The organism is Frigoribacterium sp. VKM Ac-2530 (genome assembly GCF_015350835.1).
In the GTDB taxonomy this organism is placed as follows: domain Bacteria; phylum Actinomycetota; class Actinomycetes; order Actinomycetales; family Microbacteriaceae; genus Frigoribacterium.
In genome coordinates this window covers 14,094-37,152 of the sequence record NZ_JADKSE010000002.1, presented here as the reverse complement: position 1 = coordinate 37,152, position 23,059 = coordinate 14,094, and the positions used below count along the sequence as shown (strand labels likewise).

Here is a 23,059-nt window from a genome sequence, read left to right as displayed (position 1 = left end):
ACGGCATGGCCACGCCCACCAAGTCGACCGCGCGCTCGCGCTCGGGGCGCGGCGCGTCCTCAGGTGCCTCGGCCGCCCGCGGCGCGACCGCGGCGACCAAGAAGCTCCCCGCCGCGAAGGCGCCGGCGCCCGTCGACGAGGGCCCCGGCGTCCTCGCGTCCGCCTGGATGGGCCTGGCCCACCTGACCGGCGGTGCCTTCCGGCTCTTCGGCAGCGAGTCCCTCGACAAGTCCGAGCGTCGCGACGGCGTGCCGTTCCTGCTGGTGCTGCTGGCGATCGCCGGGGCCGTGGTCGAGTGGCTGAACCCCACGAGCCCGATCGCCGTCGGCTTCGACGCCTACACGTTCGGCGGCCTCGTCGGGCGGGTGGCCTACGCCCTTCCGGTCATCATGGTCCTCTTCGCGGGGTGGCTGTTCCGGCACCCTGCCTCCGTGCACGACAACACCCGCATCGGCATCGGCCTCGGGCTGATGATCGTGTCGATCAGCGCGCTCTGCCACATCTACGGCGGCCAGCCCCAGGCCGTCGAGGGCATGCGCGCCCTGGCGACGGGCGGGGGAGTGCTCGGCTGGCTCGTCGCCTCCTGGCTGGTCATGCTCGCGACCGAGTGGGTCGCGGTGCCGGTCGTCGTCGTCCTGCTCGCCCTGTCCTTGCTCATCATGACCAAGACGCCGCCGAACCGCATCGGCCACCGACTCGGCGACCTGTACCGCTGGCTCTTCGGCGAGACCACGGCAGACGTTCGCGCTGCCACGGCTGACGGCACCGCCGACGGCGAGCCGGGCGAGCCCGACGCGCTGCCCTGGTGGCGACGCACCAAGAGCGGGCGCGAAGAAGACCCGGCCTACGACACTCCCGTGGTCACCCAGAGCAGCGCCGACGACGCCGCGGACCGCCGAGGGCGGGGCTCTCGTCGTCGCGGTTCCGCCGGCCCGGTCTTCGTCGACCACGGCGCGACCATCGGCGGCGACGCCCCGGCCGCAGGGTCCCCGGCAGCGGGGGCTGCGGCAGCCGACGCCCCGACCGACGTCTACCAGGCCGACCTGCTGCACGACCTCGACGCGGCGGAGGACGCCGTGCGGTCGTTCGGCATCGACGTCCCGCTGCACGACGACGAGCCGGCGCCCACGACGTCCGCCGCGCGTCCCGCCGCCGGCGGTCCCTCCGGTGCGACGGCCGTCACGACCGTCCTGCCGTCCGTGCCTGCCACCGGCGTGCCGGCCAGCACGTCCGCGGCCGCGCCGGGTGAGAGCGACGTCGCCGCCGACTTCCTCGCCGTCGACGACGACGAGCCCGCTCCGCCGTCGCTCGACGTCGAGGACGACTCGCCCGTGGCGCCCTACCGCCTGCCGGCGGCCTCCACGCTGAGCGTCGGCCCGCCTGCCAAGGCACGCAGCGAGGCGAACGACGAGATCGTGCGCAGCATCACCGAGGTGCTCCGGCAGTTCTCCGTCGACGCCCGCGTCGTCGGCTTCAGCCGCGGCCCGACCGTCACGCGCTACGAGATCGAGCTCGGCCCGGGCGTCAAGGTCGAGAAGGTGACGGCCCTCAGCAAGAACCTGTCCTACGCCGTGGCCTCGAACGAGGTGCGCATCCTCTCGCCCATCCCGGGCAAGAGCGCCATCGGTGTCGAGATCCCCAACACCGACCGCGAGATCGTGTCCCTCGGCGACGTCCTGCGCTCCGGAGCCGCCGCCAAGAGCGTGCACCCGATGACGATCGGCGTCGGCAAGGACGTCGAGGGCGGCTACGTCGTGGCGAACCTCGCGAAGATGCCGCACCTCCTGGTCGCCGGCGCCACCGGCTCCGGCAAGTCGAGCTTCGTCAACTCGATGATCACGTCCCTGCTCATGCGGGCCAAGCCGACCGACGTGCGCATGGTCCTGATCGACCCGAAGCGGGTCGAGCTCTCCATCTACGCCGGCGTCCCGCACCTGATCACGCCGATCATCACCAACCCGAAGAAGGCGGCCGAGGCGCTGCAGTGGGTGGTGAAGGAGATGGACATGAGGTACGACGACCTCGCCAGCTTCGGCTTCCGCCACATCGACGACTTCAACCGCGCCGTCGTCGCGAACGAGATCGTGCTGCCGGCCGGCAGCGCCCGGTCGCTCAAGCCCTACCCGTACCTGCTCGTGGTCGTCGACGAGCTGGCCGACCTCATGATGGTCGCCCCGCGCGACGTCGAGGACAGCATCGTCCGCATCACCCAGCTGGCGCGCGCCTCGGGCATCCACCTGGTGCTCGCGACGCAGCGTCCGTCGGTCGACGTCGTGACGGGCCTCATCAAGGCCAACGTGCCGTCGAGGTTCGCCTTCGCCGTGTCGAGCGTGACCGACTCGCGGGTCATCCTCGACCAGCCCGGTGCCGACAAGCTGATCGGCCAGGGCGACGGGCTCTTCCTGCCGATGGGCGCCTCCAAGGCCATGCGGGTCCAGGGCGCGTGGGTGCAGGAGGCGGAGATCGCCGAGGTCGTGGCGCACGTCACCCGGCAGGCGCGTCCCGACTACCGACCCGACGTGGCGGCCGTGGTCGAGAAGAAAGAGATAGACGGCGACATCGGCGACGACCTCGAGCTGCTCCTCGCGGCGGCGGAGCTCGTCGTCAGCACGCAGTTCGGGTCGACGTCGATGCTCCAGCGCAAGCTGCGCGTCGGCTTCGCCAAGGCCGGGCGCCTGATGGACCTCATGGAGTCGCGGGACATCGTCGGCCCCTCGGAGGGGTCGAAGGCGCGCGACGTGCTCGTGACCAACGAGCAGCTGCCGGGCGTGCTGGCGAAGCTGCGCGGGCAGGGCGACGACGGGCTCCGGGGGCCGGCCCCCGCCTCCTCGGCTCCCACGGCGGTCGGCGCGGGCGACTACGGCGACGACCCCGTCGCCGAGATGACACGAGGCTACGACGAGGTCGACGGCGACGAGGAGTCGGAAGACGCCTGGGGCCTGACCGGCAGGGACTGACGTGACCGACGAGAGAACCCCCGACGCACCCCGGGCCGCGACGTTCCCCTGGCGGGGACGCTTCGCGAGCCGCGGCGCGGGGCCGGCCAGCACGGCGAACATCGCCAACGTGATCACGGTCGTCCGCATCCTGATGGCGCCGCTGTTCATCGCCTGGCTGCTGATCGACGACGGTGCCGACGGCCCGCTGCGCATCGCGGCCGCCGTGCTGTTCGTCGTCGCCATCCTCACGGACAGCCTCGACGGCATGCTGGCGAGGGGCCTCGACCTCGTCACCGACTTCGGCAAGATCGTCGACCCGATCGCCGACAAGGTCCTGGTCGGCGGCGCGCTGGTCGGGCTCTCGATCCTCGGCGAGCTGCCCTGGTGGGTCACCGCGCTCATCCTCGTGCGCGAGATCGGGATCACCGTCTACCGCTTCGTCGTCATCCGCGATCGCGTCATCCCCGCGTCGCGGGGCGGCAAGCTCAAGACGGTGCTGCAGGCCGTCGCGGTGACGCTGGCGCTCTTCCCGCTGTGGGTCCCGCTGGGCGACTGGGTGCACGGCCTGAACACCGTCGTGATGACGGCCGCCGTGGCGGCCACGCTCGTGTCGGGTGCGGACTACGTCCGGGTCGCCCTGAAGCACTCGCGCACGTCGTGACCACCGCGGCCGAGGTCGTGCACGAGCTCGACCGCCAGGGGCTGACCGTCGCGGTCGCCGAGTCGTTGACGGGGGGCCTGCTCGCCGCCGAGCTGATCTCGGTCCCCGGTGCGTCCGCGGTCGTCGTCGGGGGAGTCGTGGCCTACCAGACGCCGCTCAAGGCCTCGCTGCTCGGCGTGCCGGCGGCGCTGCTCGCGGCCCGGGGCGCCGTCGATCCCGACGTCGCCGTCGCCATGGCGGCGGGGGCACGTCGAGCGCTGGCCGTCGAGGGTCGGCCCGCCGACGTCGGCATCGCGACGACCGGGGTCGCCGGCCCCGACCCCCAGGACGGCCAGGCGCCGGGCACGGTGTACGTCGCCCTGAGCGCAGGAGGCGAGACCCGCGTCACGAGGCTCGCCCTCGAGGGCGACCGTGCAGCCATCCGATCGGCGACCGTCTCCGAATCACTCTCGATGCTGGACGACTGGCTCACGGGGCCTCGGGAATAGCCGGGGTTTCGGTCTCGTTACATCTCGCGAGTTCACAAGCGTCACACAGAGCTGGCTGGCTACAGTGGCACCCAGCTCGACAGCAGTGTTCCTCACCCACCCCTGAATCCCGTCACGGTGGGTCCTATGTCGCAAGGAGGGGTCCCATGGTTCTGGTCCGTCAAGAGATCGGCGACGTCCTCCGCGACTTCCGTCTCCAGAAGGGCCGCACGCTGCGACAGGTCGCCTCCAAGGCGAGCGTCGCACTCGGCTACCTCAGCGAGGTCGAGCGTGGGCAGAAAGAGGCCAGCTCCGAGATCCTCGCGTCCGTCGCCGACGCGCTCGAGACTCCGATCTCCGTGATCATGCGCGAGGTGGGCGACCGGATGGCCGTCATCGAGGGTCTGAACCCGATCCCCGACACCCTGCCCGACGACATGGTCGCCGAGTTCGACACCGACCTGGTCGTGCGCTGACGCCACCGACCTCACGGTCTGCCGTGCAGCACGCCTCGAGACGCCCCCGACCCCGGTCGGGGGCGTCTCGGCGTCCGGGTACCCTCGACTGATGCGCAAGAGCGAGTTCCGCAGGGCGGTCGAGGACGAGTTCGGCGAGGCGTACGGGCGAGTCGTCACCCGCGACCTCGTCCTCTCGTCGCTGGGCGACGAGACCGCGGACGAGGCGCTCCGCGGCGGCGTGCCGCCGCGCGAGGTGTGGCTGGCGCTCTGCGAGGCCGAGGGCGTCCCGGTCGCGCGCAGGCACGGTGCCGGGTTGCCCGAGCCGCGTCGCTGATCGTCGTCGTTCACCTGCGACGTCGCAGCCCGTCGGCGATCAGGTGTTCGACACGCCGGGGTCCGGGTTCGAACGTGCGTTCGGCACGGTGGTAGCTTCCTCCACAAGGGCGTCGACGCCCGAGTGCTCCACCTCCTGCCGAGATCGCGTCTGCGATGTCGGTGGCGGGTCGTAGCGTTCACGCATCGACGTTCCACCGCTCCCGCATCCGCGGGGGCACCAGCCTTGTCGTCGAGACCGCCGCCCCCGGGCCGAGCGCGACGCGACAGCCTACAGGCGCACGGACAGCAACCACGAAGGAGTCACCATGCCCTCAGCAGAGAACCGCGAGAAGGCGCTCGAGACGGCGCTCGCGCAGATCGACCGTCAGTTCGGCAAGGGCGCCGTCATGCGCCTGGGCAGTGACGAGCGGGCTCCGGTCGCCGTCATCCCCACCGGCTCCATCGCGCTCGACGTCGCGCTCGGCATCGGCGGGCTCCCTCGGGGCCGCATCGTCGAGATCTACGGCCCTGAGTCCTCGGGAAAGACGACGCTCACCCTGCACGCCATCGCCAACGCCCAGCGCGGCGGCGGCATCGCGGCCTTCATCGACGCCGAGCACGCCCTCGACCCCGAGTACGCGAAGAAGCTGGGCGTCGACATCGACGCGCTGCTCGTCTCGCAGCCCGACACGGGCGAGCAGGCGCTCGAGATCGCCGACATGCTGGTCCGCTCCGGCTCCATCGACCTCGTCGTCATCGACTCCGTGGCGGCGCTCGTGCCGCGTGCCGAGATCGAGGGCGAGATGGGCGACTCCCACGTCGGCCTCCAGGCGCGTCTCATGTCGCAGGCCCTCCGCAAGCTCACGGGTGGGCTCAGCCAGACCGGCACGACGATGATCTTCATCAACCAGCTGCGCGAGAAGATCGGCGTGTTCTTCGGCAGCCCCGAGACCACCGCCGGCGGCAAGGCGCTTAAGTTCTACGCCTCGGTGCGACTCGACATCCGCCGCATCGAGACCCTGAAGGACGGCACGGACGCGGTCGGCAACCGCACCCGCGTCAAGGTCGTCAAGAACAAGATGGCACCGCCCTTCAAGCAGGCCGAGTTCGACATCCTCTACGGCGTCGGCATCTCTCGTGAGGGCAGCCTGATCGACTTCGGCGTCGAGCACGGCATCGTCCGCAAGTCCGGTGCCTGGTACACCTACGAGGGCGACCAGCTCGGTCAGGGCAAGGAGAACTCGCGCAACTTCCTCCTCAAGAACGCCTCCGTCGCGCAGGAGATCGAGCAGAAGATCCTGGCCAAGCTCGGTGTCGGCGGGGCGAAGCCGGTCGAGGCGCCCGTCGAGTCGATCGAGGCGAAGATCGCCGCCCGGAAGGGCGCATGACCCCGCACGACGACGAGTCGGCTGACGACCTGGCTCCCGTGACGCCCCTCTTCGGGGTCCGCGGGGCCAGGTCCGGCCGTACAGGCGCAGACTCAGTCACGTCGAGCCACCCCTCGAAGGGGCTCGCGCCTGTCGGGGACGACGACGAGCCTGTCGACCCGTCGGGAGACCGCGCGCGGCGGGATCCGGTGCGTGACGCGGCAGCCGCGCTGGCCGCCGTGACCGAGCACTGGTCGGACGGGTCTGCCGTGGCCCCTGCGCACGGCGACGAGGCAGAGGCCGAGGAGCAGCCCGACGACCTGGACGCACAGCGGACCAGGGCCGAGAACGTGAGCCTCCACGCCCTCAGCCGACGGGGAGTCTCGTCGGCCGAGATGGCGTCCCTGCTCGAGGCGCGCGACCTCGATCCCGAGGTCGTGGCCGACGAGGTGTCGCGCCTCGAAGGGGTGGGCCTCCTCAACGACCGGGAACTCGCCGAGAACCTCCTCGAGACCAAGCAGGGCCGAAAGGGCCTCGGTCGGGGCGCCGTGACGTCCGAGCTGCGCTCGCGGGGCATCGATGCGTCCGTGATCGAGGAGGTCCTCGCCGAGACCGACGACGCCGACGAGCAAGCCAGGGCCGATGAATGGGCCGAGAAGCGTGCGGGCTCGCTGCGGGGGCTGGACAGGGCCACGGCCGAGCGGCGTCTCAACGGCTACCTCATGCGTCGCGGCTACCGCTCCGACACCATCCGTCGTGCCGTCGAGAAGGCCCTGCCGCGCGGCGGCAGCAGCCGGGGCGGCGTCCGCTTCGAGTGACGTCCGCCCTACACTGGGGCACCATGTCGACGGTCGGTGAAGCACTCAGCGACGGCGTGGTCGCCGTCGTCGGCTCGACCGGCACCGGCAAGTCGGCGTTCTCGCTCGACCTGGCCGAGCGTCTCCGCGACGCGGGGCGTCCGGCCGAGATCGTCAACGCCGACGCGATGCAGCTCTACCGGGGGATGGACATCGGCACGGCCAAGCTGCCCGAGGGCGAGCGGCGAGGAGTGCCTCACCACCTCTTCGACGAGCTCGAGGTGACGGCCGAGGCCAGCGTCGAGTGGTACCAGTCCCGTGCTCGTGCCGTGATCGACGACGTCCTCGCGCGCGGCGCCGTGCCCCTCCTGGTGGGCGGATCCGGGCTCTACGTCTCGAGCGTGCTGTTCGACTTCCGGTTCCCGGGCACCGACGTAGCCGTGCGACAGCGCTTCGAGCGGGTGGCCGAGAGCGGCGGCCCCGGCGCGCTGCACGAGCTGCTCACGCAGACCGATCCGGTCGCCGCCGAGCGGATCGGACCGCACAACGCCCGGCGTCTCGTGAGGGCCCTCGAGGTGGGCGAGATCACCGGCGAGCCGTTCTCGGCGGCCCTGCCCGACGAGGCACGGCGGTGGCGTCCCTCCTCGATCGTCGGGATCGCCGAGGAGAGGCCGGTCCTCGTCGAGCGTCTCGACGCCCGCGTCCGGCGCATGTGGGCCGACGGCCTGCTCGACGAGGTGCGCGGCCTGCTGCCGCTCGGCCTCGCCGACGGGATCACCGCCTCCCGGGCCATCGGCTACGCCCAGGCGGCGGCGCAGCTGCGGGGCGACACCGACGAGGAGGCGGCGATCGCCGAGACGCAGGCGCTCACGCGTCGCTACGCCCGTCGCCAGGTCAGCTGGTTCACGAGGTACCCGGACGTCGACTGGTCGACCACCGGCGACCCGGCGGCCGTCGAGCGGGCCCTCGCTAGACTCGTCGCGTGACCACGACGCTCCAGTTCACCAAGGGACAGGGCACGGGGAACGACTTCGTGTTGTTCACCGACGCCGACGGCGAGACCGACCTCGACGGGGTCGCCATCCGCGCCTTGACCGACCGTCGCTTCGGCGTGGGGGCCGACGGGGTCATCCGTGCCGTCCGCTCGTCCGCGCTCCCGGCCGGCGCCGCGACGCTGGCGAGCGATCCCTCTGCCGAGTGGTTCATGGATTACCACAACGCCGACGGCAGCCTCGCCGAGATGTGCGGCAACGGCGTCCGCGTCTTCGCGCGCTACCTGGTCGAGCGCGGCCTGGTCGACCTTCCCGTCGGCGCGGCCCTCACCATCGGCACCCGCGCCGGCGTGCGCACGGTGCGGCGTGACGGCTCGGGCTTCCGGGTCGACCTCGGCGCCTGGGCGCTCGGGGACGACGAGCCGACGGTCCGCGCCCGAGAACTCCACGCGGCGAGGCCGGGCCTCTCCCTCTCGGTCGGCAACCCGCACGTGGTCGTCGCCCTCGCCTCCGACGACGAGCTCGACGGGCTCGACCTCTCCTGGGTGCCGGTGCTCGATCCTGCCCCTGCAGAGGGCGCCAACGTCGAGTTCGTCGTCCCGTCCGATCCGCTCGTGGTCGACGGCATCGGCCGCATCCGCATGCGCGTGCACGAGCGCGGCAGCGGCGAGACGCTCTCGTGCGGCACGGGCGCCGCGGCTGCGGCACTGGCCGTGCGGCACTGGGCCGGTGCGGGCGCGCCCGACGACTGGGCCGTCGAGGTGCCGGGCGGCGTGCTCGGGGTCCACGTCGCGCCCGGGGCCGACGGTGAGCACGTGTCGCTCAGCGGACCGGCCGAGCTCGTCTTCAGCGGGGCGCTGACCCTCTAGCGTCCGTCCGTCCGCCACGCGTGGGCGCCGGGGCCCCGGGCCGCGAGGGCGCACGCCCTGTCGTCGTCGCTCGTCTATGCGAGGGACGAGGAGGCGCGACGGGCCCGCAGCACGCGGTATCCCTTGCTCGTCGAGGCCCGCTCCACCTGCACCACGTCCGCCATGGTCGCGTTCATCCACGCCTGGAGCGAGTCGGCGCCGAGGTTCTTCTGCACGACGAGCCAGGCGTCGGAGCCGGGCTCCAGGCGAGGGAGCCACGTCTCGAGGAGGCCGTGCAGCACCTCCTTGCCGACGCGGATGGGCGGATTCGACCAGATCGACGCGAACACGACGTCGTCGGGAACACCGTCGGGCGTCACGGCGTTCACGTTGACGAGGCCCGCGGCCCGTGCGTTCTCACGGACGAGGTCGAGGACCCTCTCGTTCACGTCGACGGCCCACACCGTCGCGTCGGGTGACGACAACGCGAGGCTCAGTGTGATGGGGCCCCATCCGCACCCGACGTCCAACAGGTCGCCCGTCGCGGGCGGCTGCGGTGCACCGGCCAACAGGACGGCCGTGCCCGGGTCGACCCGTTCGGGGCTGAAGACGCCCGACGCCGTCGTGAGCGTCAGCTCTCGCCCTGCGAGGGTCGCCGTGATCGTCCGCCGACGCAGCTCGCTCTCCGGGTTCGGGGAGAAGTAGTGGTCGTTGGTCACGCACGACAACCTACCGAACATCAGCTGCCTGGCCCGTGACGGCCCAGGCTCGACCCCCTCCGGAGGGCTAGTATCACTTCGATGACAGACACCCCCACGACCCCGCTCGACGACGAGCGCGACGGACAGCACGGCGACGACGTCGTGGCTCGGGTCCTCGAGCGTGCGGCGTCGCGGGCGTCCGCCTACACGATCTTCTCGCCTGCCCAGGCGATCCAGACCCGTTCCCTCGACGGCTCGGGCGACGGCGACCAGTACGACCGCGAGGACCGGGCCGCGCTCCGTCGCGTGGCCGGCCTCTCGACCGAGCTGGAGGACGTCACCGAGGTCGAGTACCGCCAGCTCCGCCTCGAGAACGTCGTCCTGATCGGCGTCTGGTCGCAGGGCTCGCTCTCGGACGCCGAGAACTCGCTCCGTGAGCTCGCCGCGCTGGCCGAGACCGCGGGCGCCTCGGTGCTCGACGGCCTGCTGCAGCGTCGGCCGAACCCCGACCCCAGCACCTACCTCGGCAAAGGCAAGGCAGAGGAGCTCCGCCAGACCGTGGCCGCCCTCGGTGCCGACACGGTCATCGCCGACACCGAGCTCGCACCGAGCCAGCGGCGTGCGTTGGAGGACGTGGTCAAGGTCAAGGTGATCGACCGCACGGCCGTCATCCTCGACATCTTCAGCCAGCACGCGAAGAGCAGGGAGGGCAAGGCGCAGGTCGAGCTCGCCCAGCTCGAGTACCTGCTCCCTCGCCTCCGTGGCTGGGGCGACTCGATGTCGCGTCAGGCCGGTGGCCAGGTCGGCGGTGCCGGCGCGGGCATGGGCAGCAGGGGCCCCGGCGAGACGAAGATCGAGCTCGACCGTCGCCGGATCCACACGCGCATGGCCCGCCTGCGACGCCAGATCAAGGAGATGAAGCCGGCACGCGACGCCAAGCGCGCCAACCGCGACCGCAACGAGGTGCCCTCCGTGGCCATCGCCGGCTACACCAACGCCGGCAAGTCGAGCCTGCTCAACCGGCTGACGAGCGCCGGCGTCCTGGTCGAGAACGCCCTGTTCGCGACCCTCGACGCGACCGTCCGCAAGAGCGCGACCACCGACGGCCGTCCCTTCACCTACGCCGACACGGTGGGCTTCGTCCGCAACCTGCCGCACCAGCTCGTCGAGGCGTTCCGCTCGACGCTCGAGGAGGTCGCTGGCTCGGACGTCATCGTGCACGTCGTCGACGGGTCGCACCCCGACCCCGCCGCACAGCTGGCGACGGTGCGCGAGGTCATCGGCGAGGTCGACGGCCGGGACATCCCCGAGGTCGTGGTCTTCAACAAGAGCGACCTCGTCGACGACGACCAGCGGCTGGTGCTGCAGGGGCTCGAGCCGACGGCCGTCTTCGTCTCGGCGCGCACGGGCGAGGGCATCGACGAGCTGTTGGCCAAGGTCGCCGGCCTGCTGCCCGAGCCTGAGGTCGAGCTCGACCTCCTCGTGCCCTACGACCGCGGCGACGTCGTCTCGCACCTGCACGACTCCGGCCGGGTCCTGACGACCGACTACGACGAGCAGGGCACCCGGGTCCACGCCCGCGTCTACCCGAGCGACGTCGCAGCGCTCTCGCCGTTCGTGCGCACGGACGCTGCCGACGCCGTCGAGACCGCGGAGCCAGCCGCCTCCTGAGCCGTTCGCTCCCCGGACGACGAAGCGCCTCCGACCCGGTCAGGGCAGGAGGCGCTTCGTCGTTGTCAGGACGGCGTCAGACCGAGCGGAGCACCGCCACGACCTTGCCGAGGATCTGCGCGTGGTCGCCCACGATCGGCTCGAACGCGCTGTTGCGGGGGAGCAGCCAGGTGTGGCCGTCCCGCTGTCGGAACACCTTGACGGTGGCTTCGTCGTCGAGCATGGCCGCGACGATGTCGCCGTTCTCGGCGTCCTGCTGCTGTCGGACGACCACCCAGTCCCCGTCGCAGATGGCGGCGTCGATCATGGACTCGCCGACGACGCGGAGCATGAACAGCTCGCCCTTCCCCACGAGCTGGCGGGGGAGCGGCATGACGTCCTCGACCTGCTGCTCGGCCGTGATGGGGATGCCGGCCGCGATGCGCCCGACCATCGGCACGTGTGCGGTGTCGCCGTCGTCGCTGGTCGAGAGGATGCTCGTGACCGTGGCGACGGGGGCCGGTTCGCCCAGCACCTCGAGGGCGCGGGGGCGGTTCGGGTCGCGACGGATGCGGCCGGCGAGCTCGAGCTGGTTCAGCTGGTGGGTCACGCTCGACAGCGACTTGAGGCCGACGGCGTCGCCGATCTCGCGCATGCTCGGCGGGTAGCCGCTCTGGGCGATGCTCGCCTGGATGGCGGCGAGGATCGACTCCTGCTTGGCGGTGAGCGCCTTGCGCGGGGGCGTCGCCGGGGCGGTCGCCGTGGCGCTGTGCCGGTCGGTCATGTCTCTCCTGCCGTCGATGTCGGTGGTCGCTGGTGTACTCGTCCCACCGACTGGAACCTATCGGATCACGGCCGCCTGGCGAAACACATGTTCGAGTGTGTCGCGCATTCCTGCACCGGATGTTCGAAGAAAGTGGTTGCCGTCGGGCTTGATCGAAGATATGTTCGGTACACGTCTTCGTGTCCGGCATTCCCGGCCGAGTGCCGGGCACGAACTCGTACGACCAACTCTCGCGGTGAAAGGAACCACCTCATGAGCAGCATCAGCAGCAGCACCCTCAGCACGACCCCCGGCACCAGCGTCCCCCGCACGCGCCTCCGCATCACGCGTCGAGGCCGACGGGTCGTGGGCGCGGCGGTCGCGCTCGGCGCAGGGGCCATCGTCGCCGCGGGCCTCCTGCTCGGCCCGGGTGCCGTGGCGTCCGACCAGGCTGCCGACGTGTCGTTCGCGCAGGTCACCGTCGAGGGCGGCGAGTCGCTGTGGCAGGTCGCCAGTGAGATCGCCCCCACCAAAGACCCGCGCGACGTCGTCAGCGACCTCGTCCGCCTGAACAACCTGCCGAGCGCCGAGGTGGCCGCGGGCCAGACGCTCGCCGTCCCCGAGAAGTACAGCCGCTGATCTGGTCCGGCCTGGCTCGACTTGGCGCGACCCGTCGGTTCCAGGTCACGGTGAGGCCGGCGCTCCGCTCGCCGCCTACCATGGTCTCGTGTCCTTCAGCCTCGCCGACCTGCCCATCCGCGACGACCTCAAGGGGCTGACGCCGTACGGCGCTCCCCAAGAGCGGGTGCCCGTCGCCCTCAACGTCAACGAGAACACCCACCCCGTCCCCGCCGACGTCGCCGCCGACATCCTCGAGGCCGTCGGCGCGGCCCTCGTCGACGTGAACCGCTACCCCGACCGCGAGTTCTCGCTCCTCCGTGACTCGCTCGCGGGCTACCTCGGGCACGGTCTCAGTCGTGACCACATCTGGGCGGCCAACGGCTCGAACGAGGTCATCCAGCAGATCCTCCAGGCGTTCGGCGGCCCGGCGCGTTCCGTCCTCGGCTTCCCGCCCACGTACTCGATGCACTCGATCATCGCGGCGGGCACCGGCAGCACCTGGCTCGAGGGTGCCCGCGACGAGGGCTTCACGATCTCGCCCGAGACGGCGGTCGCCGAGATCGAGCGTCTCCGACCCGACGTCGTCTTCTTCTGTGGCCCGAACAACCCCACGGGGACCCCGCTCGACCTCGAGACGGTCCGAGCCGCCTACGACGCGACCGAAGGCATGGTCTTCGTCGACGAGGCCTACGCCGAGTTCATGCCGGCCGGTCAGCCCACGGCGCTGACGCTGCTCGAGGGCCGGGAACGCCTCATCGTCTCGCGCACCATGAGCAAGGCCTTCGCCTTCGCCGGTGCCCGGGTCGGCTACATGGCCGCGCACCCCGCCGTGGTCGACGCCCTCCGCCTCGTGCGCCTGCCCTACCACCTCTCCTCCCTCACGCAGGCCGCGGCCGTGGCCGCTCTCGCCCACGCCGACGAGATGCTCTCGATGGTCGACGACATCAAGGCCCAGCGCGACCGCATCGTCCGCGTCCTGACCGAGCTCGGCTACAGCCCGTGGCCGACCTGGTCGAACTTCGTCCTGTTCGGGGGCGTCGACGATCCCGCCGACGTCTTCCGCCGCCTCCTGGCCCGGGGCGTGATCGTCCGCGACCTCGGGATCGAGGGGCACCTCCGGGTGAGCGCCGGCACCGAGGCGGAGACGACCGCGTTCCTCGACGCACTGCGCGACATTAGGCTCTCCTCGTGACCGATCAGCCCCGCGCCCGCACCGCCTCCTCATCCCGCGAGACGAGCGAGTCGCGCATCCAGCTGTCCCTCGACCTCGACGGGACGGGCCGCTCGTCGATCGACACGTCCGTGCCGTTCTTCGACCACCTCCTGACGGCCCTGTCGAAGCACTCGCTCATCGACCTCGACGTGTCGGCCGCGGGCGACACCCACATCGACGTCCACCACACCGTAGAAGACGTGGGCATCGTGCTCGGCGGCGCGATCAAGGAGGCGCTGGGCGACAAGGCCGGCATCTCCCGTTACGGCGACGCGCTCGTGCCCCTCGACGAGGCGCTCGTCCAGGCCGTCGTCGACGTCTCGGGCCGCCCGTACCTCGTGCACACCGGCGAGCCCGAGGGCTTCGAGTACCACCTCATCGGCGGGCACTTCACCGGCTCGATGGTGCGCCACGTCTTCGAGGCGATCACGTTCCACGCCGGCATCACGGTGCACGTGCGGGTGCTCGGCGGCCGTGACCCGCACCACATCGCCGAGGCCGAGTTCAAGGCGTTCGCGCGGGCCCTGCGTCAGGCCGTCCAGCCCGACGCCAGGGTGACCGGGGTGCCGTCCACGAAGGGCGCCCTGTGACGGTCCGTCCCACGGTGGCCGTCCTCGACTACGGCAGCGGCAACGTGCACTCGGCGGTCAAGGCCCTCGAGCTCGCGGGCGCCGACGTCGAGCTCACGCGCGACCGCGCCAGGGTGCAGGCGGCCGACGGGCTCTTCGTCCCCGGCGTCGGTGCCTTCGGCGCCGTGATGAGCCAGCTGCAGTCGGTCCGCGGCGGCGAGATGATCGACCGGCGCCTCGCGGGCGGCCGTCCCGTGATGGGGATCTGCGTCGGCATGCAGGTCTTCTTCGAGGGCGGTGTCGAGCGCGGGGCGACGACCGGCGGCCTCGGCGAGTGGCCCGGCGTCGTCGACGAGCTGAAGGCGGACGTGCTGCCGCACATGGGCTGGAACCTGGTCGACGCTCCCGAGGGCAGCGTCCTCTTCGACGGCGTGCGCGACGAGCGCTTCTACTTCGTGCACTCGTTCGCGGCGCAGGCCTGGACCCTCGACGTGATCCGCCCGTTCCCCGAGCCCCACGTCACGTGGGCCGATCACGGCGGGCGCTTCGTCGCGGCCGTCGAGAACGGTCCGCTCTGGGCCACGCAGTTCCACCCCGAGAAGTCGGGGCAGCCGGGCATCAGGCTGCTCTCGAACTGGCTCGGGACACTCTGAACCCCCTCTGATCCGACCGCGATCCCCGGCCCCGTCGGCGACAGCACGCGGCACGCCCGCGAGAGAGACACCATGAGCGACTTCTGCACGACCCCCGGCCTCACCCTGTTCCCCGCCGTCGACGTCGCGGGCGGGCAGGCCGTCCGCCTGACGCAGGGCGAGGCGGGCACCGAGACGGGCTACGGCGACCCCGTGGCGGCGGCCGACGACTGGAAGTCGCAGGGCGCCGAGTGGCTGCATCTCGTCGACCTCGACGCGGCGTTCGGCCGGGGCGACAACCGGTCGATCATCAAGAAGGTCATCAAGCAGGTCAAGGGCATCGACGTCGAGCTCAGCGGCGGCATCCGCGACGACCGCTCGCTCGACGACGCGCTGAGCACCGGTGTCAAGCGCATCAACCTGGGCACCGCCGCGCTCGAGAACCCCGAGTGGGCCGCCCACGTCATCGCCGAGTACGGCGAGGCCGTCGCGGTCGGCCTCGACGTGCGCGGCACGACCCTGGCCGCGCGCGGCTGGACGGAGGACGGCGGCGACCTCTGGACGGTGCTCGCTCGCCTCGAGGACGCGGGATGCGCCCGCTACGTCGTCACCGACGTGACGAAGGACGGCACCCTGACCGGCCCGAACACCGACCTGCTCCGGCAGGTGATGGAGCGCACCGACCGTCCGGTCATCGCCTCGGGCGGCATCTCGAGCCTCGACGACATCGCGGCCCTCCGCGAGCTCGTCCCCCTCGGCCTCGAGGGAGCCATCGTCGGCAAGGCCCTCTACTCGGGCGCCTTCACCCTCGCCGCCGCGCTCGACGTCGCGTCGGTGTCGTGAGCCTCGGCCACGAGCCCACGCACGCGGCCGACAGCGCCGGGCGGCCCTTCGCGGGACGCACCTTCGACCACCACGACACGGCCCACGCAGGCGACGACGGCTCGGCCGACCCGCGCCTCCTCGAGGCCCTGGTCCGCTTCGGCGCGGGCGGGCTGCCCGAGCACGAGGTCGTCGACGCCCTGCGCCCCGCGCGCCTGCTGATCCCGCTCGTCGCGGTCGCGGGGGAGGAGGGGCTCGACGACCACGGTCGCCGCGTCGACAAGACGCAGGAGCTGTCCATCGTGACGGTGGCGGGCCCCGACGGTCGCGCGGTGCTGCCGGCGTTCACGAGCGTCGAGGCCCTCAGCCGGTGGGACGCCGTGGCGCGTCCCGTCCCCGTCGACGCGCGACGGGTCGCGCTCGCGGCCGTGGCCGAGTCGACGGAGCACCTCGTGCTCGATCCGGGCTCTCCGACCGAGTTCGGCGTCCGGCGGCCGGCGCTCTGGGCCGTCGCCCAGGACCTTCCCTGGGTCCCCGCCCACGCGGACAAGGCGGTCCTGCAGGCGTTCCTCGCCGCGTCGACCGACGAGGAGGCGCTGGTCGGGCTGGCGATCTCGCCCGGCTACCGAGGCGCCCGGCTGGGCACGCCCGAGATCGTGGTGCGACTCGCCGTGCGTGCCGGGCTCGACCAGGGGCAGCTGGGGGAGCTGCTGCAGCGCCTCCAGGCGTCGTGGCAGGCCGATCCGCTCATCGTCGACCGCGTGGACAGCATGTCCGTCAGCGTCGTCCCCGCCTGAGACGGGTCACGTCTAGGGGCGGCCCTGGGGCTCAGGTGACCGGGCCGGTGAGCTTCTCGCCGGGGCCCTTGCCGACGGCGTCGGGGATCGAGCTGGCCTCGCGGAAGGCGAGCTGCAGCGAACGGAGGCCGTCGCGCAGCGCGCGGGCGTGCTGGTCGCCGATCTCCGGCGCGCTGGCCACGACGAGGCCGGCGAGCGACGAGATGAGCTTGCGCGCCTCGTCGAGGTCGGTCTGCGCCGCGGGGTCGTCGGCGAGGCCGACCTTGACTGCCGCCGCGCTCATCAGGTGCACGGCGACGGTGTTGATGACCTCGACCGCGTTGACGTCCGCGATGTCGCGGACGGCGTCGGACGGGTGCTCGACCGGGATGCCGACGGGGGCGTCGTCGGGGCGGTCGGCGGGGTGGGTGTGCGGGGTGTGGCTCACGTGCTGATCCTCTGCTAGGCTTCTCCAGGCTCGCAGCGTCTGCTGCGTGCGAAAGTGGAGATTCTCCCACCCGCGCTTGACCGTCACACGAGGTTACCGGGTTGTTGGCACCCCGTTCGATCTGCACCACCCCGAAGAGCGATCCTCGAGGCGGCGCGGGCCGAGCAGCCAGGGTGCAGTGCACCGCCGTCGACAGACGGTGCGCGTCGCGAGAGCGACCGGTGCGCGAACCTCCTCTTTCCCTGCAGGCCCTCCGGGTCGGCAGGTGACGAAGCGACGACAGAGGAGTTCCGCATCAGCGATCCCCGTACGAACGACCGTATCCGCGTCCCCGAGGTCCGCCTCGTGGGGCCTGCAGGTGAGCAGATCGGCGTCGTTCCCATCGCCATGGCGCTGCGTCTCGCCGCAGAGGCCGAACTCGACCTGGTCGAGGTGGCCCCCAACTCGAAGCCTCCCGTGGCCAAGATCATGGATCACGGGAAGTTCAAGTACGAGGCTGCGCAGAAGGCGAAAGAGGCTCGGCGCAACCAGGCGAACACCATCCTCAAAGAGGTGCGGTTCCGTCTCAAGATCGACAAGCACGACTACGAGACCAAGCGCAAGCGCGCCGAGGGCTTCCTCGAGGGCGGCGACAAGGTCAAGGCCATGATCCTGTTCCGCGGTCGTGAGCAGTCGCGTCCCGACCAGGGCGTGCGTCTGCTCCAGCGCTTCGCGGAGGACGTGTCCGAGCTGGGCAGTGTCGAGTCCACCCCCACCATCGACGGCCGCAACATGGTCATGGTGATCGGGCCCCACAAGAACAAGTCCGAGGCGAAGGCCGAGGCCGAAGCTCGCAAGGCGGCGAACAAGCCCCCGAAGCACCCCACGTCCGACAAGGCGGCGGCCGATGCACCGGCCGAGCCGACAGAAGAGAGCAAGTAACACATGCCCAAGCAGAAGACCCACTCCGGTGCCAAGAAGCGTTTCAAGGTCACCGGTTCCGGCAAGATCATGAAGCAGCAGGCCGGCATGCGCCACAACCTCGAGGTGAAGAGCGCCAGCCGCAAGGCGCGCCTCAACCAGGACCAGCTGTTGGCCCCGGCCGACGCCAAGGTCGCCAAGAAGCTTCTCGGTCACTGACCGCTGACACGAACGTAGAGGAACAAGAAAATGGCAAGAGTCAAGAGAGCGGTCAACGCCGCCAAGAAGCGTCGCGTCATCCTCGAGCGCGCCGAGGGCTACCGCGGTCAGCGTTCGCGCCTGTACCGCAAGGCCAAGGAGCAGGTCACCCACTCCCTCGTCTACTCGTACCGTGACCGTCGTGCGCGCAAGGGCGAGTTCCGCCGCCTGTGGATCCAGCGCATCAACGCCGCGTCGCGTCAGAACGGCCTGACCTACAACCGCCTCATCCAGGGCCTGTCCCTGGCCGGCATCGAGGTCGACCGTCGCATCCTCGCCGAGCTGGCCGTGCACGAGCCCGCCACCTTCGCGTCGATCGTCGCGACGGCGAAGGCCGCGCTGCCTGCGGACACGTCGGCCCCCAAGGTCACGGCTGCCGCGTAGTCACGACGGCGCCAGCACCACCTCCGGAGGGCCCGGACAGCACCAGCTGTCCGGGCCCTCCGTCGTTCCCGGGGCCGGGTGCGGCATAGTTGTCGCGTGCGCACCCCTCTGATCGACAACCCCCGTTCGCCGCGAGTCCGGGCGGTGGCGAAGCTGTCCAAGCGGGACGCCCGTACCGAGACGGGGCTGTTCTTGCTGGAGGGGCCGCAGGCGGTGTCCGAGGCCCTCGCGTTCCGTCCCGAGCTGGTCCTCGAGCTCTACGTCACGCCCACCGCCCTCGAGCGGCACCCCGGGCTGGCCGACGCGGCCGGCGAGGCGGGCCTCGAGGCCGAGTTCGTCACCGAGGCCGTGCTCGACGCGATGGCCGACACCGTGACCCCGCAGGGCGTCGTGGCCGTCTGCCGCCAGTTCCCGACGTCGGTCAAGGACATCTTCGCCGAGGGCGACGACGGCGGGCCCAAGCTCATCGCCATCCTCGAGGAAGTGCGCGACCCGGGCAACGCCGGCACGATCATCCGTGCCGCCGACGCGGCCGGCGCCGACGCCGTCGTGATGACCGGTCGCAGCGTCGATCTCTACAACCCGAAGGTCGTCCGGGCCACGACTGGCTCCCTCTTCCACGTGCCCGTCGCCGTCGGCATCGACCTGGCGAGCGTCGTGGCGCGGTGCGCCGAGGCCGGCATCCAGGTGATCGCGGCCGACGTCAAGGGCGACGACCTGCTGCAGGCGCGCCGGGAGGGCGTCCTCGACGCCCCGACCGCCTGGCTCTTCGGGAACGAGGCGCGCGGGCTCACCGACGACGACCTCGCCCGGGCCGACCGCGCCGTCGTGGTGCCCATCTACGGGCACGCCGAGTCGATGAACCTGGCGACCGCCGCCTCCGTCTGCCTCTACGAGAGCGCGTTCGCCCACCGCTCGTAGGCCGACCGGACGGCTCGTTTCGGTTGCGTTACGAATCAGCTGTGAGTTTGACCCCCTTCCGGGCGTCTGTTTGTGTGGACCCATGGAACCCCTCGTCGTGGTCGACCACGTCAACAAGCACTTCGGTCAGCTGCACGTCCTCAAGGACGTCACGACCACGGTCGGGCGTGGCGAGGTCGTCGTGGTGATCGGTCCGAGCGGCTCGGGGAAGTCGACGCTCTGTCGGGCGATCAACCGCCTCGAGACGATCGACGACGGCGTCATCTCGATCGACGGCACGCAGCTGCCCGACGAGGGCGCCGCGCTGGCGAAGCTGCGTGCCGACGTCGGCATGGTGTTCCAGAGCTTCAACCTCTTCGCCCACAAGACGGTGCTCGAGAACGTCACCCTCGGCCAGATCAAGGTGCGCGGCCGCTCGAAGGCCGAGGCCGAGAAGCGCGCGATGGAGCTGCTCGACCGCGTGGGCGTGGGCGACCAGGCCTCGAAGATGCCGTCGCAGCTCTCGGGCGGCCAGCAGCAGCGCGTCGCCATCGCCCGTGCCCTCGCGATGGACCCGAAGGTGATGCTGCTCGACGAGCCCACCAGCGCGCTCGACCCCGAGATGATCACCGAGGTGCTCGACGTCATGGTGCAGCTCGCGAAGGACGGCATGACCATGGTCGTCGTCACCCACGAGATGGGCTTCGCCCGGAAGGCCGCCGACCGCGTCGTCTTCATGGCCGACGGCCAGATCGTCGAGGAGTCGACGCCCGAGGAGTTCTTCACGGCGCCGAAGTCCGACCGCGCCCGCGACTTCCTGTCGAAGATCCTCACGCACTGAGCCCGGGCGCCTCGCTCGCGACGCGCCTCCTCGTGCCCCCGTCCCGGCTGCCCGCCCGGACGAGGAGGCGCCCCCAGACTCCCGGACGTCGACCGTCGGCCGGGTCACCCAGCAAGGAGAACGACATGCGACTCAGCAAGGGATTCGTCGCCGTAGCCGCAGCGGCCGTGACGGTGCTCGGCCTCTCGGCCTGCACGGACTCGGCCGCCCCCGAGAGCTCGGTCGACGTCGAGGAGGTCGCGGACTTCCAGGACGGCACCACGATGGCGCGCCTGGCCGAGGCCGGCGAGATCACCATCGGCACCAAGTTCGACCAGCCGCTCTTCGGCCTGGACGACGGCTCGGGCACGCCCCAGGGCTTCGACGCCGAGATCGGCAAGCTCGTCGCCGCCAAGCTGGGCATCCCCGCCAGCGGCATCACGTGGGTCGAGACGGTCTCCGCCAACCGCGAGCCCTTCATCCAGAACGGCGACGTCGACCTCGTCATCGCCACCTACACGATCAACGACGCCCGCAAGGAGGTCGTCTCGTTCGCCGGGCCGTACTACCAGGCCGGTCAGGACCTGCTGGTGCTCGAGGGCAACCCCGACGGCATCGAGAGCGTCGACGACCTCGCGGGCAAGAAGGTCTGCACCGTCAGCGGCTCGACCAGCGAGGCGAACATCGCCGAGTACGTCAGCGCGCCGACCGACATCATCGCGACCGACACCTACTCGAACTGCCTCGAGCCGCTCCGCACCGGTGCGGTCCAGGCCGTCACGACCGACAACGTGATCCTGGCAGGCCTCGCCGACCAGAACGAGGGCGAGTTCGAGGTCGTCGGAGAGCCCTTCACCGAGGAGCCCTACGGCATCGGCCTCGCGCTCGACGACACCGACTTCCGCATGTTCGTCAACGACACGCTCCAGGACGCCGAGGACGACGGCACCTGGGACGAGCTGTGGGAGGCGACGGCCGGCAAGGTCCTCGAGACCCCCGAGCCCCCGGCGATCGACCGCTACTAGCGACACCGGCGGGCACCGTGTCGCGACCTGCGCACGGTGCCCGCCACCGCCTCCTGCCCGTGTGGGCAGCCGCCCTGACCTGAGGACACCCTTGTGAACCCCCTGGACGTCATCCCCGGCTTCGACGCCGTGATCGACAACTGGCCCCGATTCTGGGGCGGCTTCGTCACGACGCTGCAGCTCCTCGTCCTGTCGGGCGTCGGCGCGATCGTCATCGGCTTCGTCGTGGCCGCCATGCGGATCTCTCCCGTGGGCTCGTTCCGGGTCTTCGCGACGGTCTACACCGAGGCGATCCGCAACGTCCCGCTGACGCTCGTCCTCTTCTTCTGCGCGTTCGTGCTCCCGTACCTCGGCGTCGGGATCGGCTACTTCCCGCTCGCGGTGATCGGCCTGACGCTCTACACCTCGCCCTTCGTGGCCGAGGCCGTCCGCTCCGGCGTGAACGGCGTCCCGGTGGGCCAGGCCGAGGCGGCCCGCAGCATCGGCCTGGGCTTCGGCCAGACCCTGACGCTCGTGATCATGCCGCAGGCGATCCGCATGGTCATCCCGCCCCTGATCAACGTGATCATCGCCCTGACGAAGAACACCTCGGTCGCGGGCGGGTTCTTCGTCGCCGAGCTGTTCGCCGCGGGGCGCTTCATCGCGAACTCCCGCGGCGACGCGGTCATCACGACGCTGTTGTCGGTGGCCGTGTTCTACCTGGTCGTCACCATCACCCTGGGTCGCGTCGCGGCCCTCGTCGAGAAGAAGGTCGCGGTCCTGCGATGAGCACGAACGTCCTCTACGACGCCCCGGGCCCGAAGTCCCGCCGCACCTCGCGCATCATCTCGGTGGTGGGGGTGGTCCTGGTGGTCGCGCTCGTCGCCTACGTCGCGTACCTGCTGGGCCGCCCGCGCGTCAGCGCCAACGGTGCCGTCACCGCCAGCGTGCTCGACCCCTCGCGCTGGGACATCCTGCTCGACCGCAACCTCTGGCGGAACATCGGCCGCGGCTGGCTGGCCACGGTCCAGGCCGCCGCCGTCGCGTCGGTGCTCGCGGTCGCCATCGGCGTGCTGTTCTCGTTCCTCCGCACGGCGCGCACCGCCTGGGTCCGGGTGCCGACCACAGTCGTCCTCGAGTTCTTCCGCGGCATGCCCGTGCTGCTCATGATGCTGTTCATCCTGCTGGTCTTCTCGACGGGCGCCTTCTGGGCCGTGGTGGCCGCGCTGGCGGTCTACAACGGGGCCCTCATCGGCGAGGCCCTGCGCTCGGGCATCGCCGCCCTGCCCAGGGGCCAGCGCGAGGCGGGGCTGGCCATCGGCCTCTCGCCGGTGCAGACGCGCTTCGCGATCGAGTTCCCGCAGGCGTTCCGCCAGATGCTGCCGATCATCCTGGCGCAGCTGGTCGTCCTCCTCAAGGACACCTCGCTCGGCTACATCGTCGGCTACGTCGAGCTCACGAGGCAGGGGCTCAACCGGCTCGGCACCTCCTACGGCAGCACCTACACCTTCACGCTCTTCGCGGTCGTCCTCGTGGTGTACCTCGTCACGAACCTCGTCTTCTCGTACGTGGTGCGCGTCGTCGACCGGCGCACCGGCCGACGCGGCGTCGTCCGGACGAAGGGCGGGGGAGGCGGTCTCGGCGGCCCCGGTCTGCTCGCCCGCGCCGGCCGACCGAACATCCCCGCGACGACCGGGGACGCCAGCGGAGGCGGCGGCGGCGGTCGCTGACCCGCCGCACCGCCCCACCGACCG

Annotated in this window: 27 protein-coding genes; 24 read left to right on the top strand and 3 right to left on the bottom strand. The window is 71.3% G+C overall.

Annotation, left to right across the window (positions count from 1 at the left end; translation table 11 throughout):
- Positions 1-5 precede the first annotated feature (5 nt).
- The 9 genes from ITJ48_RS09100 (at position 6) to dapF (ending at position 8,865) form a co-directional block, all read left to right on the top strand.
- Entirely contained in the window at positions 6-2,957 is a 2,952-nt protein-coding gene (locus ITJ48_RS09100) for a DNA translocase FtsK (RefSeq protein WP_194613444.1), read from the top strand.
- 1 nt (position 2,958) lies between these two features.
- Positions 2,959-3,600, top strand: coding sequence for a CDP-diacylglycerol--glycerol-3-phosphate 3-phosphatidyltransferase (gene pgsA / locus ITJ48_RS09095; RefSeq protein WP_194613443.1), 642 nt, complete (start codon positions 2,959-2,961; stop codon positions 3,598-3,600).
- Positions 3,597-4,088, top strand: a complete 492-nt coding sequence (locus ITJ48_RS09090; RefSeq protein ID WP_194613442.1) for a CinA family protein — start codon at positions 3,597-3,599, stop codon at positions 4,086-4,088. Before pgsA ends, ITJ48_RS09090 begins: the two co-directional genes overlap by 4 nt.
- A gap of 146 nt (positions 4,089-4,234) precedes the next feature.
- Positions 4,235-4,543: a helix-turn-helix domain-containing protein gene (locus ITJ48_RS09085; protein ID WP_123548700.1), complete on the top strand. Its 309-nt coding sequence runs from the start codon at positions 4,235-4,237 to the stop codon at positions 4,541-4,543.
- A 91-nt stretch (positions 4,544-4,634) separates the two neighbouring features.
- Positions 4,635-4,859, top strand: coding sequence for a DUF3046 domain-containing protein (locus ITJ48_RS09080; RefSeq protein WP_194613441.1), 225 nt, complete (start codon positions 4,635-4,637; stop codon positions 4,857-4,859).
- Between the two features lie 307 nt (positions 4,860-5,166).
- Positions 5,167-6,228 carry a recombinase RecA gene (gene recA / locus ITJ48_RS09075; RefSeq protein WP_123548702.1) on the top strand — a complete coding sequence of 354 codons (1,062 nt, stop codon included), beginning with the start codon at positions 5,167-5,169 and terminating at the stop codon, positions 6,226-6,228.
- Between the two features lie 188 nt (positions 6,229-6,416).
- A complete protein-coding gene (locus ITJ48_RS09070) occupies positions 6,417-7,025 on the top strand; it encodes a regulatory protein RecX (protein WP_194613440.1) in 609 nt (202 codons plus the stop codon).
- 23 nt (positions 7,026-7,048) lie between these two features.
- Positions 7,049-7,990, top strand: coding sequence for a tRNA (adenosine(37)-N6)-dimethylallyltransferase MiaA (miaA, locus tag ITJ48_RS09065; RefSeq protein ID WP_194613439.1), 942 nt, complete (start codon positions 7,049-7,051; stop codon positions 7,988-7,990).
- Entirely contained in the window at positions 7,987-8,865 is an 879-nt protein-coding gene (gene dapF / locus ITJ48_RS09060) for a diaminopimelate epimerase (RefSeq protein ID WP_194613438.1), read from the top strand. Before miaA ends, dapF begins: the two co-directional genes overlap by 4 nt.
- Before the next feature lie 74 nt (positions 8,866-8,939).
- Here the strand turns inward: dapF and ITJ48_RS09055 are convergent, their stop codons facing one another.
- Positions 8,940-9,563, bottom strand: coding sequence for a methyltransferase (locus tag ITJ48_RS09055; protein ID WP_192041337.1), 624 nt, complete (start codon positions 9,561-9,563; stop codon positions 8,940-8,942).
- An 81-nt stretch (positions 9,564-9,644) separates the two neighbouring features.
- Between ITJ48_RS09055 and hflX the strand changes: the two genes are divergently transcribed.
- On the top strand, positions 9,645-11,216 hold the full coding sequence (gene hflX / locus ITJ48_RS09050; protein WP_194613437.1) for a GTPase HflX: 1,572 nt from the start codon (positions 9,645-9,647) through the stop codon (positions 11,214-11,216).
- A gap of 76 nt (positions 11,217-11,292) precedes the next feature.
- Here hflX and lexA read toward each other — a convergent pair whose 3' ends face one another.
- Positions 11,293-11,979: a transcriptional repressor LexA gene (gene lexA / locus ITJ48_RS09045; protein ID WP_192041339.1), complete on the bottom strand. Its 687-nt coding sequence runs from the start codon at positions 11,977-11,979 to the stop codon at positions 11,293-11,295.
- A 252-nt stretch (positions 11,980-12,231) separates the two neighbouring features.
- On the opposite strand from lexA, the gene ITJ48_RS09040 reads away from it, so the two are divergent.
- The 6 genes from ITJ48_RS09040 to ITJ48_RS09015 all read left to right on the top strand — a co-directional run bounded on the left by ITJ48_RS09040 (position 12,232) and on the right by ITJ48_RS09015 (position 16,612).
- Positions 12,232-12,597 carry a LysM peptidoglycan-binding domain-containing protein gene (locus ITJ48_RS09040; RefSeq protein ID WP_194613436.1) on the top strand — a complete coding sequence of 122 codons (366 nt, stop codon included), beginning with the start codon at positions 12,232-12,234 and terminating at the stop codon, positions 12,595-12,597.
- Between the two features lie 88 nt (positions 12,598-12,685).
- Entirely contained in the window at positions 12,686-13,771 is a 1,086-nt protein-coding gene (locus ITJ48_RS09035; RefSeq protein WP_194613435.1) for a histidinol-phosphate transaminase, read from the top strand.
- Positions 13,768-14,382: an imidazoleglycerol-phosphate dehydratase HisB gene (gene hisB / locus ITJ48_RS09030; protein ID WP_192041342.1), complete on the top strand. Its 615-nt coding sequence runs from the start codon at positions 13,768-13,770 to the stop codon at positions 14,380-14,382. The genes ITJ48_RS09035 and hisB overlap by 4 nt, the downstream gene beginning before the upstream one ends.
- Complete coding sequence (hisH, locus tag ITJ48_RS09025; protein ID WP_123548712.1) at positions 14,379-15,014, top strand: imidazole glycerol phosphate synthase subunit HisH; 636 nt, start codon at positions 14,379-14,381, stop codon at positions 15,012-15,014. The genes hisB and hisH overlap by 4 nt, the downstream gene beginning before the upstream one ends.
- 72 nt (positions 15,015-15,086) lie before the next feature.
- Positions 15,087-15,836 (top strand): bifunctional 1-(5-phosphoribosyl)-5-((5-phosphoribosylamino)methylideneamino)imidazole-4-carboxamide isomerase/phosphoribosylanthranilate isomerase PriA, encoded by a 750-nt coding sequence (gene priA, locus ITJ48_RS09020; RefSeq protein ID WP_123548713.1) that lies wholly within the window; start codon positions 15,087-15,089, stop codon positions 15,834-15,836.
- Positions 15,833-16,612: an SseB family protein gene (locus ITJ48_RS09015; protein WP_194613434.1), complete on the top strand. Its 780-nt coding sequence runs from the start codon at positions 15,833-15,835 to the stop codon at positions 16,610-16,612. The genes priA and ITJ48_RS09015 overlap by 4 nt, the downstream gene beginning before the upstream one ends.
- 31 nt (positions 16,613-16,643) lie before the next feature.
- Here ITJ48_RS09015 and ITJ48_RS09010 read toward each other — a convergent pair whose 3' ends face one another.
- Entirely contained in the window at positions 16,644-16,982 is a 339-nt protein-coding gene (locus ITJ48_RS09010) for a DUF1844 domain-containing protein (RefSeq protein ID WP_123548743.1), read from the bottom strand.
- A 351-nt stretch (positions 16,983-17,333) separates the two neighbouring features.
- Between ITJ48_RS09010 and infC the strand changes: the two genes are divergently transcribed.
- The 8 genes from infC to ITJ48_RS08970 all read left to right on the top strand — a co-directional run bounded on the left by infC (position 17,334) and on the right by ITJ48_RS08970 (position 23,035).
- On the top strand, positions 17,334-17,960 hold the full coding sequence (gene infC / locus ITJ48_RS09005; RefSeq protein WP_123548744.1) for a translation initiation factor IF-3: 627 nt from the start codon (positions 17,334-17,336) through the stop codon (positions 17,958-17,960).
- A 3-nt stretch (positions 17,961-17,963) separates the two neighbouring features.
- A complete protein-coding gene (gene rpmI / locus ITJ48_RS09000; RefSeq protein ID WP_123548715.1) occupies positions 17,964-18,158 on the top strand; it encodes a 50S ribosomal protein L35 in 195 nt (64 codons plus the stop codon).
- Positions 18,159-18,188: 30 nt separating this feature from the next.
- Positions 18,189-18,581: a 50S ribosomal protein L20 gene (gene rplT, locus ITJ48_RS08995; protein WP_123548716.1), complete on the top strand. Its 393-nt coding sequence runs from the start codon at positions 18,189-18,191 to the stop codon at positions 18,579-18,581.
- A gap of 108 nt (positions 18,582-18,689) precedes the next feature.
- Positions 18,690-19,502, top strand: a complete 813-nt coding sequence (locus tag ITJ48_RS08990; protein WP_194614394.1) for an RNA methyltransferase — start codon at positions 18,690-18,692, stop codon at positions 19,500-19,502.
- A gap of 82 nt (positions 19,503-19,584) precedes the next feature.
- Positions 19,585-20,322, top strand: coding sequence for an amino acid ABC transporter ATP-binding protein (locus tag ITJ48_RS08985; protein WP_194613433.1), 738 nt, complete (start codon positions 19,585-19,587; stop codon positions 20,320-20,322).
- Positions 20,323-20,447: 125 nt separating this feature from the next.
- Positions 20,448-21,326 (top strand): glutamate ABC transporter substrate-binding protein, encoded by an 879-nt coding sequence (locus ITJ48_RS08980; protein ID WP_192041345.1) that lies wholly within the window; start codon positions 20,448-20,450, stop codon positions 21,324-21,326.
- A gap of 102 nt (positions 21,327-21,428) precedes the next feature.
- Entirely contained in the window at positions 21,429-22,094 is a 666-nt protein-coding gene (locus tag ITJ48_RS08975; RefSeq protein ID WP_123548746.1) for an amino acid ABC transporter permease, read from the top strand.
- Positions 22,091-23,035: an amino acid ABC transporter permease gene (locus ITJ48_RS08970; RefSeq protein WP_194613432.1), complete on the top strand. Its 945-nt coding sequence runs from the start codon at positions 22,091-22,093 to the stop codon at positions 23,033-23,035. Before ITJ48_RS08975 ends, ITJ48_RS08970 begins: the two co-directional genes overlap by 4 nt.
- Positions 23,036-23,059: the final 24 nt, after the last annotated feature.

Excerpts from the sequence above, each read along its gene's own strand:
- recA (WP_123548702.1), top strand. The coding sequence starts at position 5,167 with ATGCCCTCAGCAGAGAACCGCGAGAAGGCGCTCGAGACGGCGCTCGCG.
- rplT (WP_123548716.1), top strand. The coding sequence starts at position 18,189 with ATGGCAAGAGTCAAGAGAGCGGTCAACGCCGCCAAGAAGCGTCGCGTC.
- rpmI (WP_123548715.1), top strand. The coding sequence starts at position 17,964 with ATGCCCAAGCAGAAGACCCACTCCGGTGCCAAGAAGCGTTTCAAGGTC.
- hflX (WP_194613437.1), top strand. The coding sequence starts at position 9,645 with ATGACAGACACCCCCACGACCCCGCTCGACGACGAGCGCGACGGACAG.
- ITJ48_RS08985 (WP_194613433.1), top strand. The coding sequence starts at position 19,585 with ATGGAACCCCTCGTCGTGGTCGACCACGTCAACAAGCACTTCGGTCAG.
- miaA (WP_194613439.1), top strand. The coding sequence starts at position 7,049 with ATGTCGACGGTCGGTGAAGCACTCAGCGACGGCGTGGTCGCCGTCGTC.
- priA (WP_123548713.1), top strand. The coding sequence starts at position 15,087 with ATGAGCGACTTCTGCACGACCCCCGGCCTCACCCTGTTCCCCGCCGTC.
- lexA (WP_192041339.1), bottom strand. The coding sequence starts at position 11,979 with ATGACCGACCGGCACAGCGCCACGGCGACCGCCCCGGCGACGCCCCCG.
- ITJ48_RS09080 (WP_194613441.1), top strand. The coding sequence starts at position 4,635 with ATGCGCAAGAGCGAGTTCCGCAGGGCGGTCGAGGACGAGTTCGGCGAG.
- ITJ48_RS09100 (WP_194613444.1), top strand. The coding sequence starts at position 6 with ATGGCCACGCCCACCAAGTCGACCGCGCGCTCGCGCTCGGGGCGCGGC.
- ITJ48_RS09040 (WP_194613436.1), top strand. The coding sequence starts at position 12,232 with ATGAGCAGCATCAGCAGCAGCACCCTCAGCACGACCCCCGGCACCAGC.
- ITJ48_RS08970 (WP_194613432.1), top strand. The coding sequence starts at position 22,091 with ATGAGCACGAACGTCCTCTACGACGCCCCGGGCCCGAAGTCCCGCCGC.
- ITJ48_RS08980 (WP_192041345.1), top strand. The coding sequence starts at position 20,448 with ATGCGACTCAGCAAGGGATTCGTCGCCGTAGCCGCAGCGGCCGTGACG.
- ITJ48_RS09085 (WP_123548700.1), top strand. The coding sequence starts at position 4,235 with ATGGTTCTGGTCCGTCAAGAGATCGGCGACGTCCTCCGCGACTTCCGT.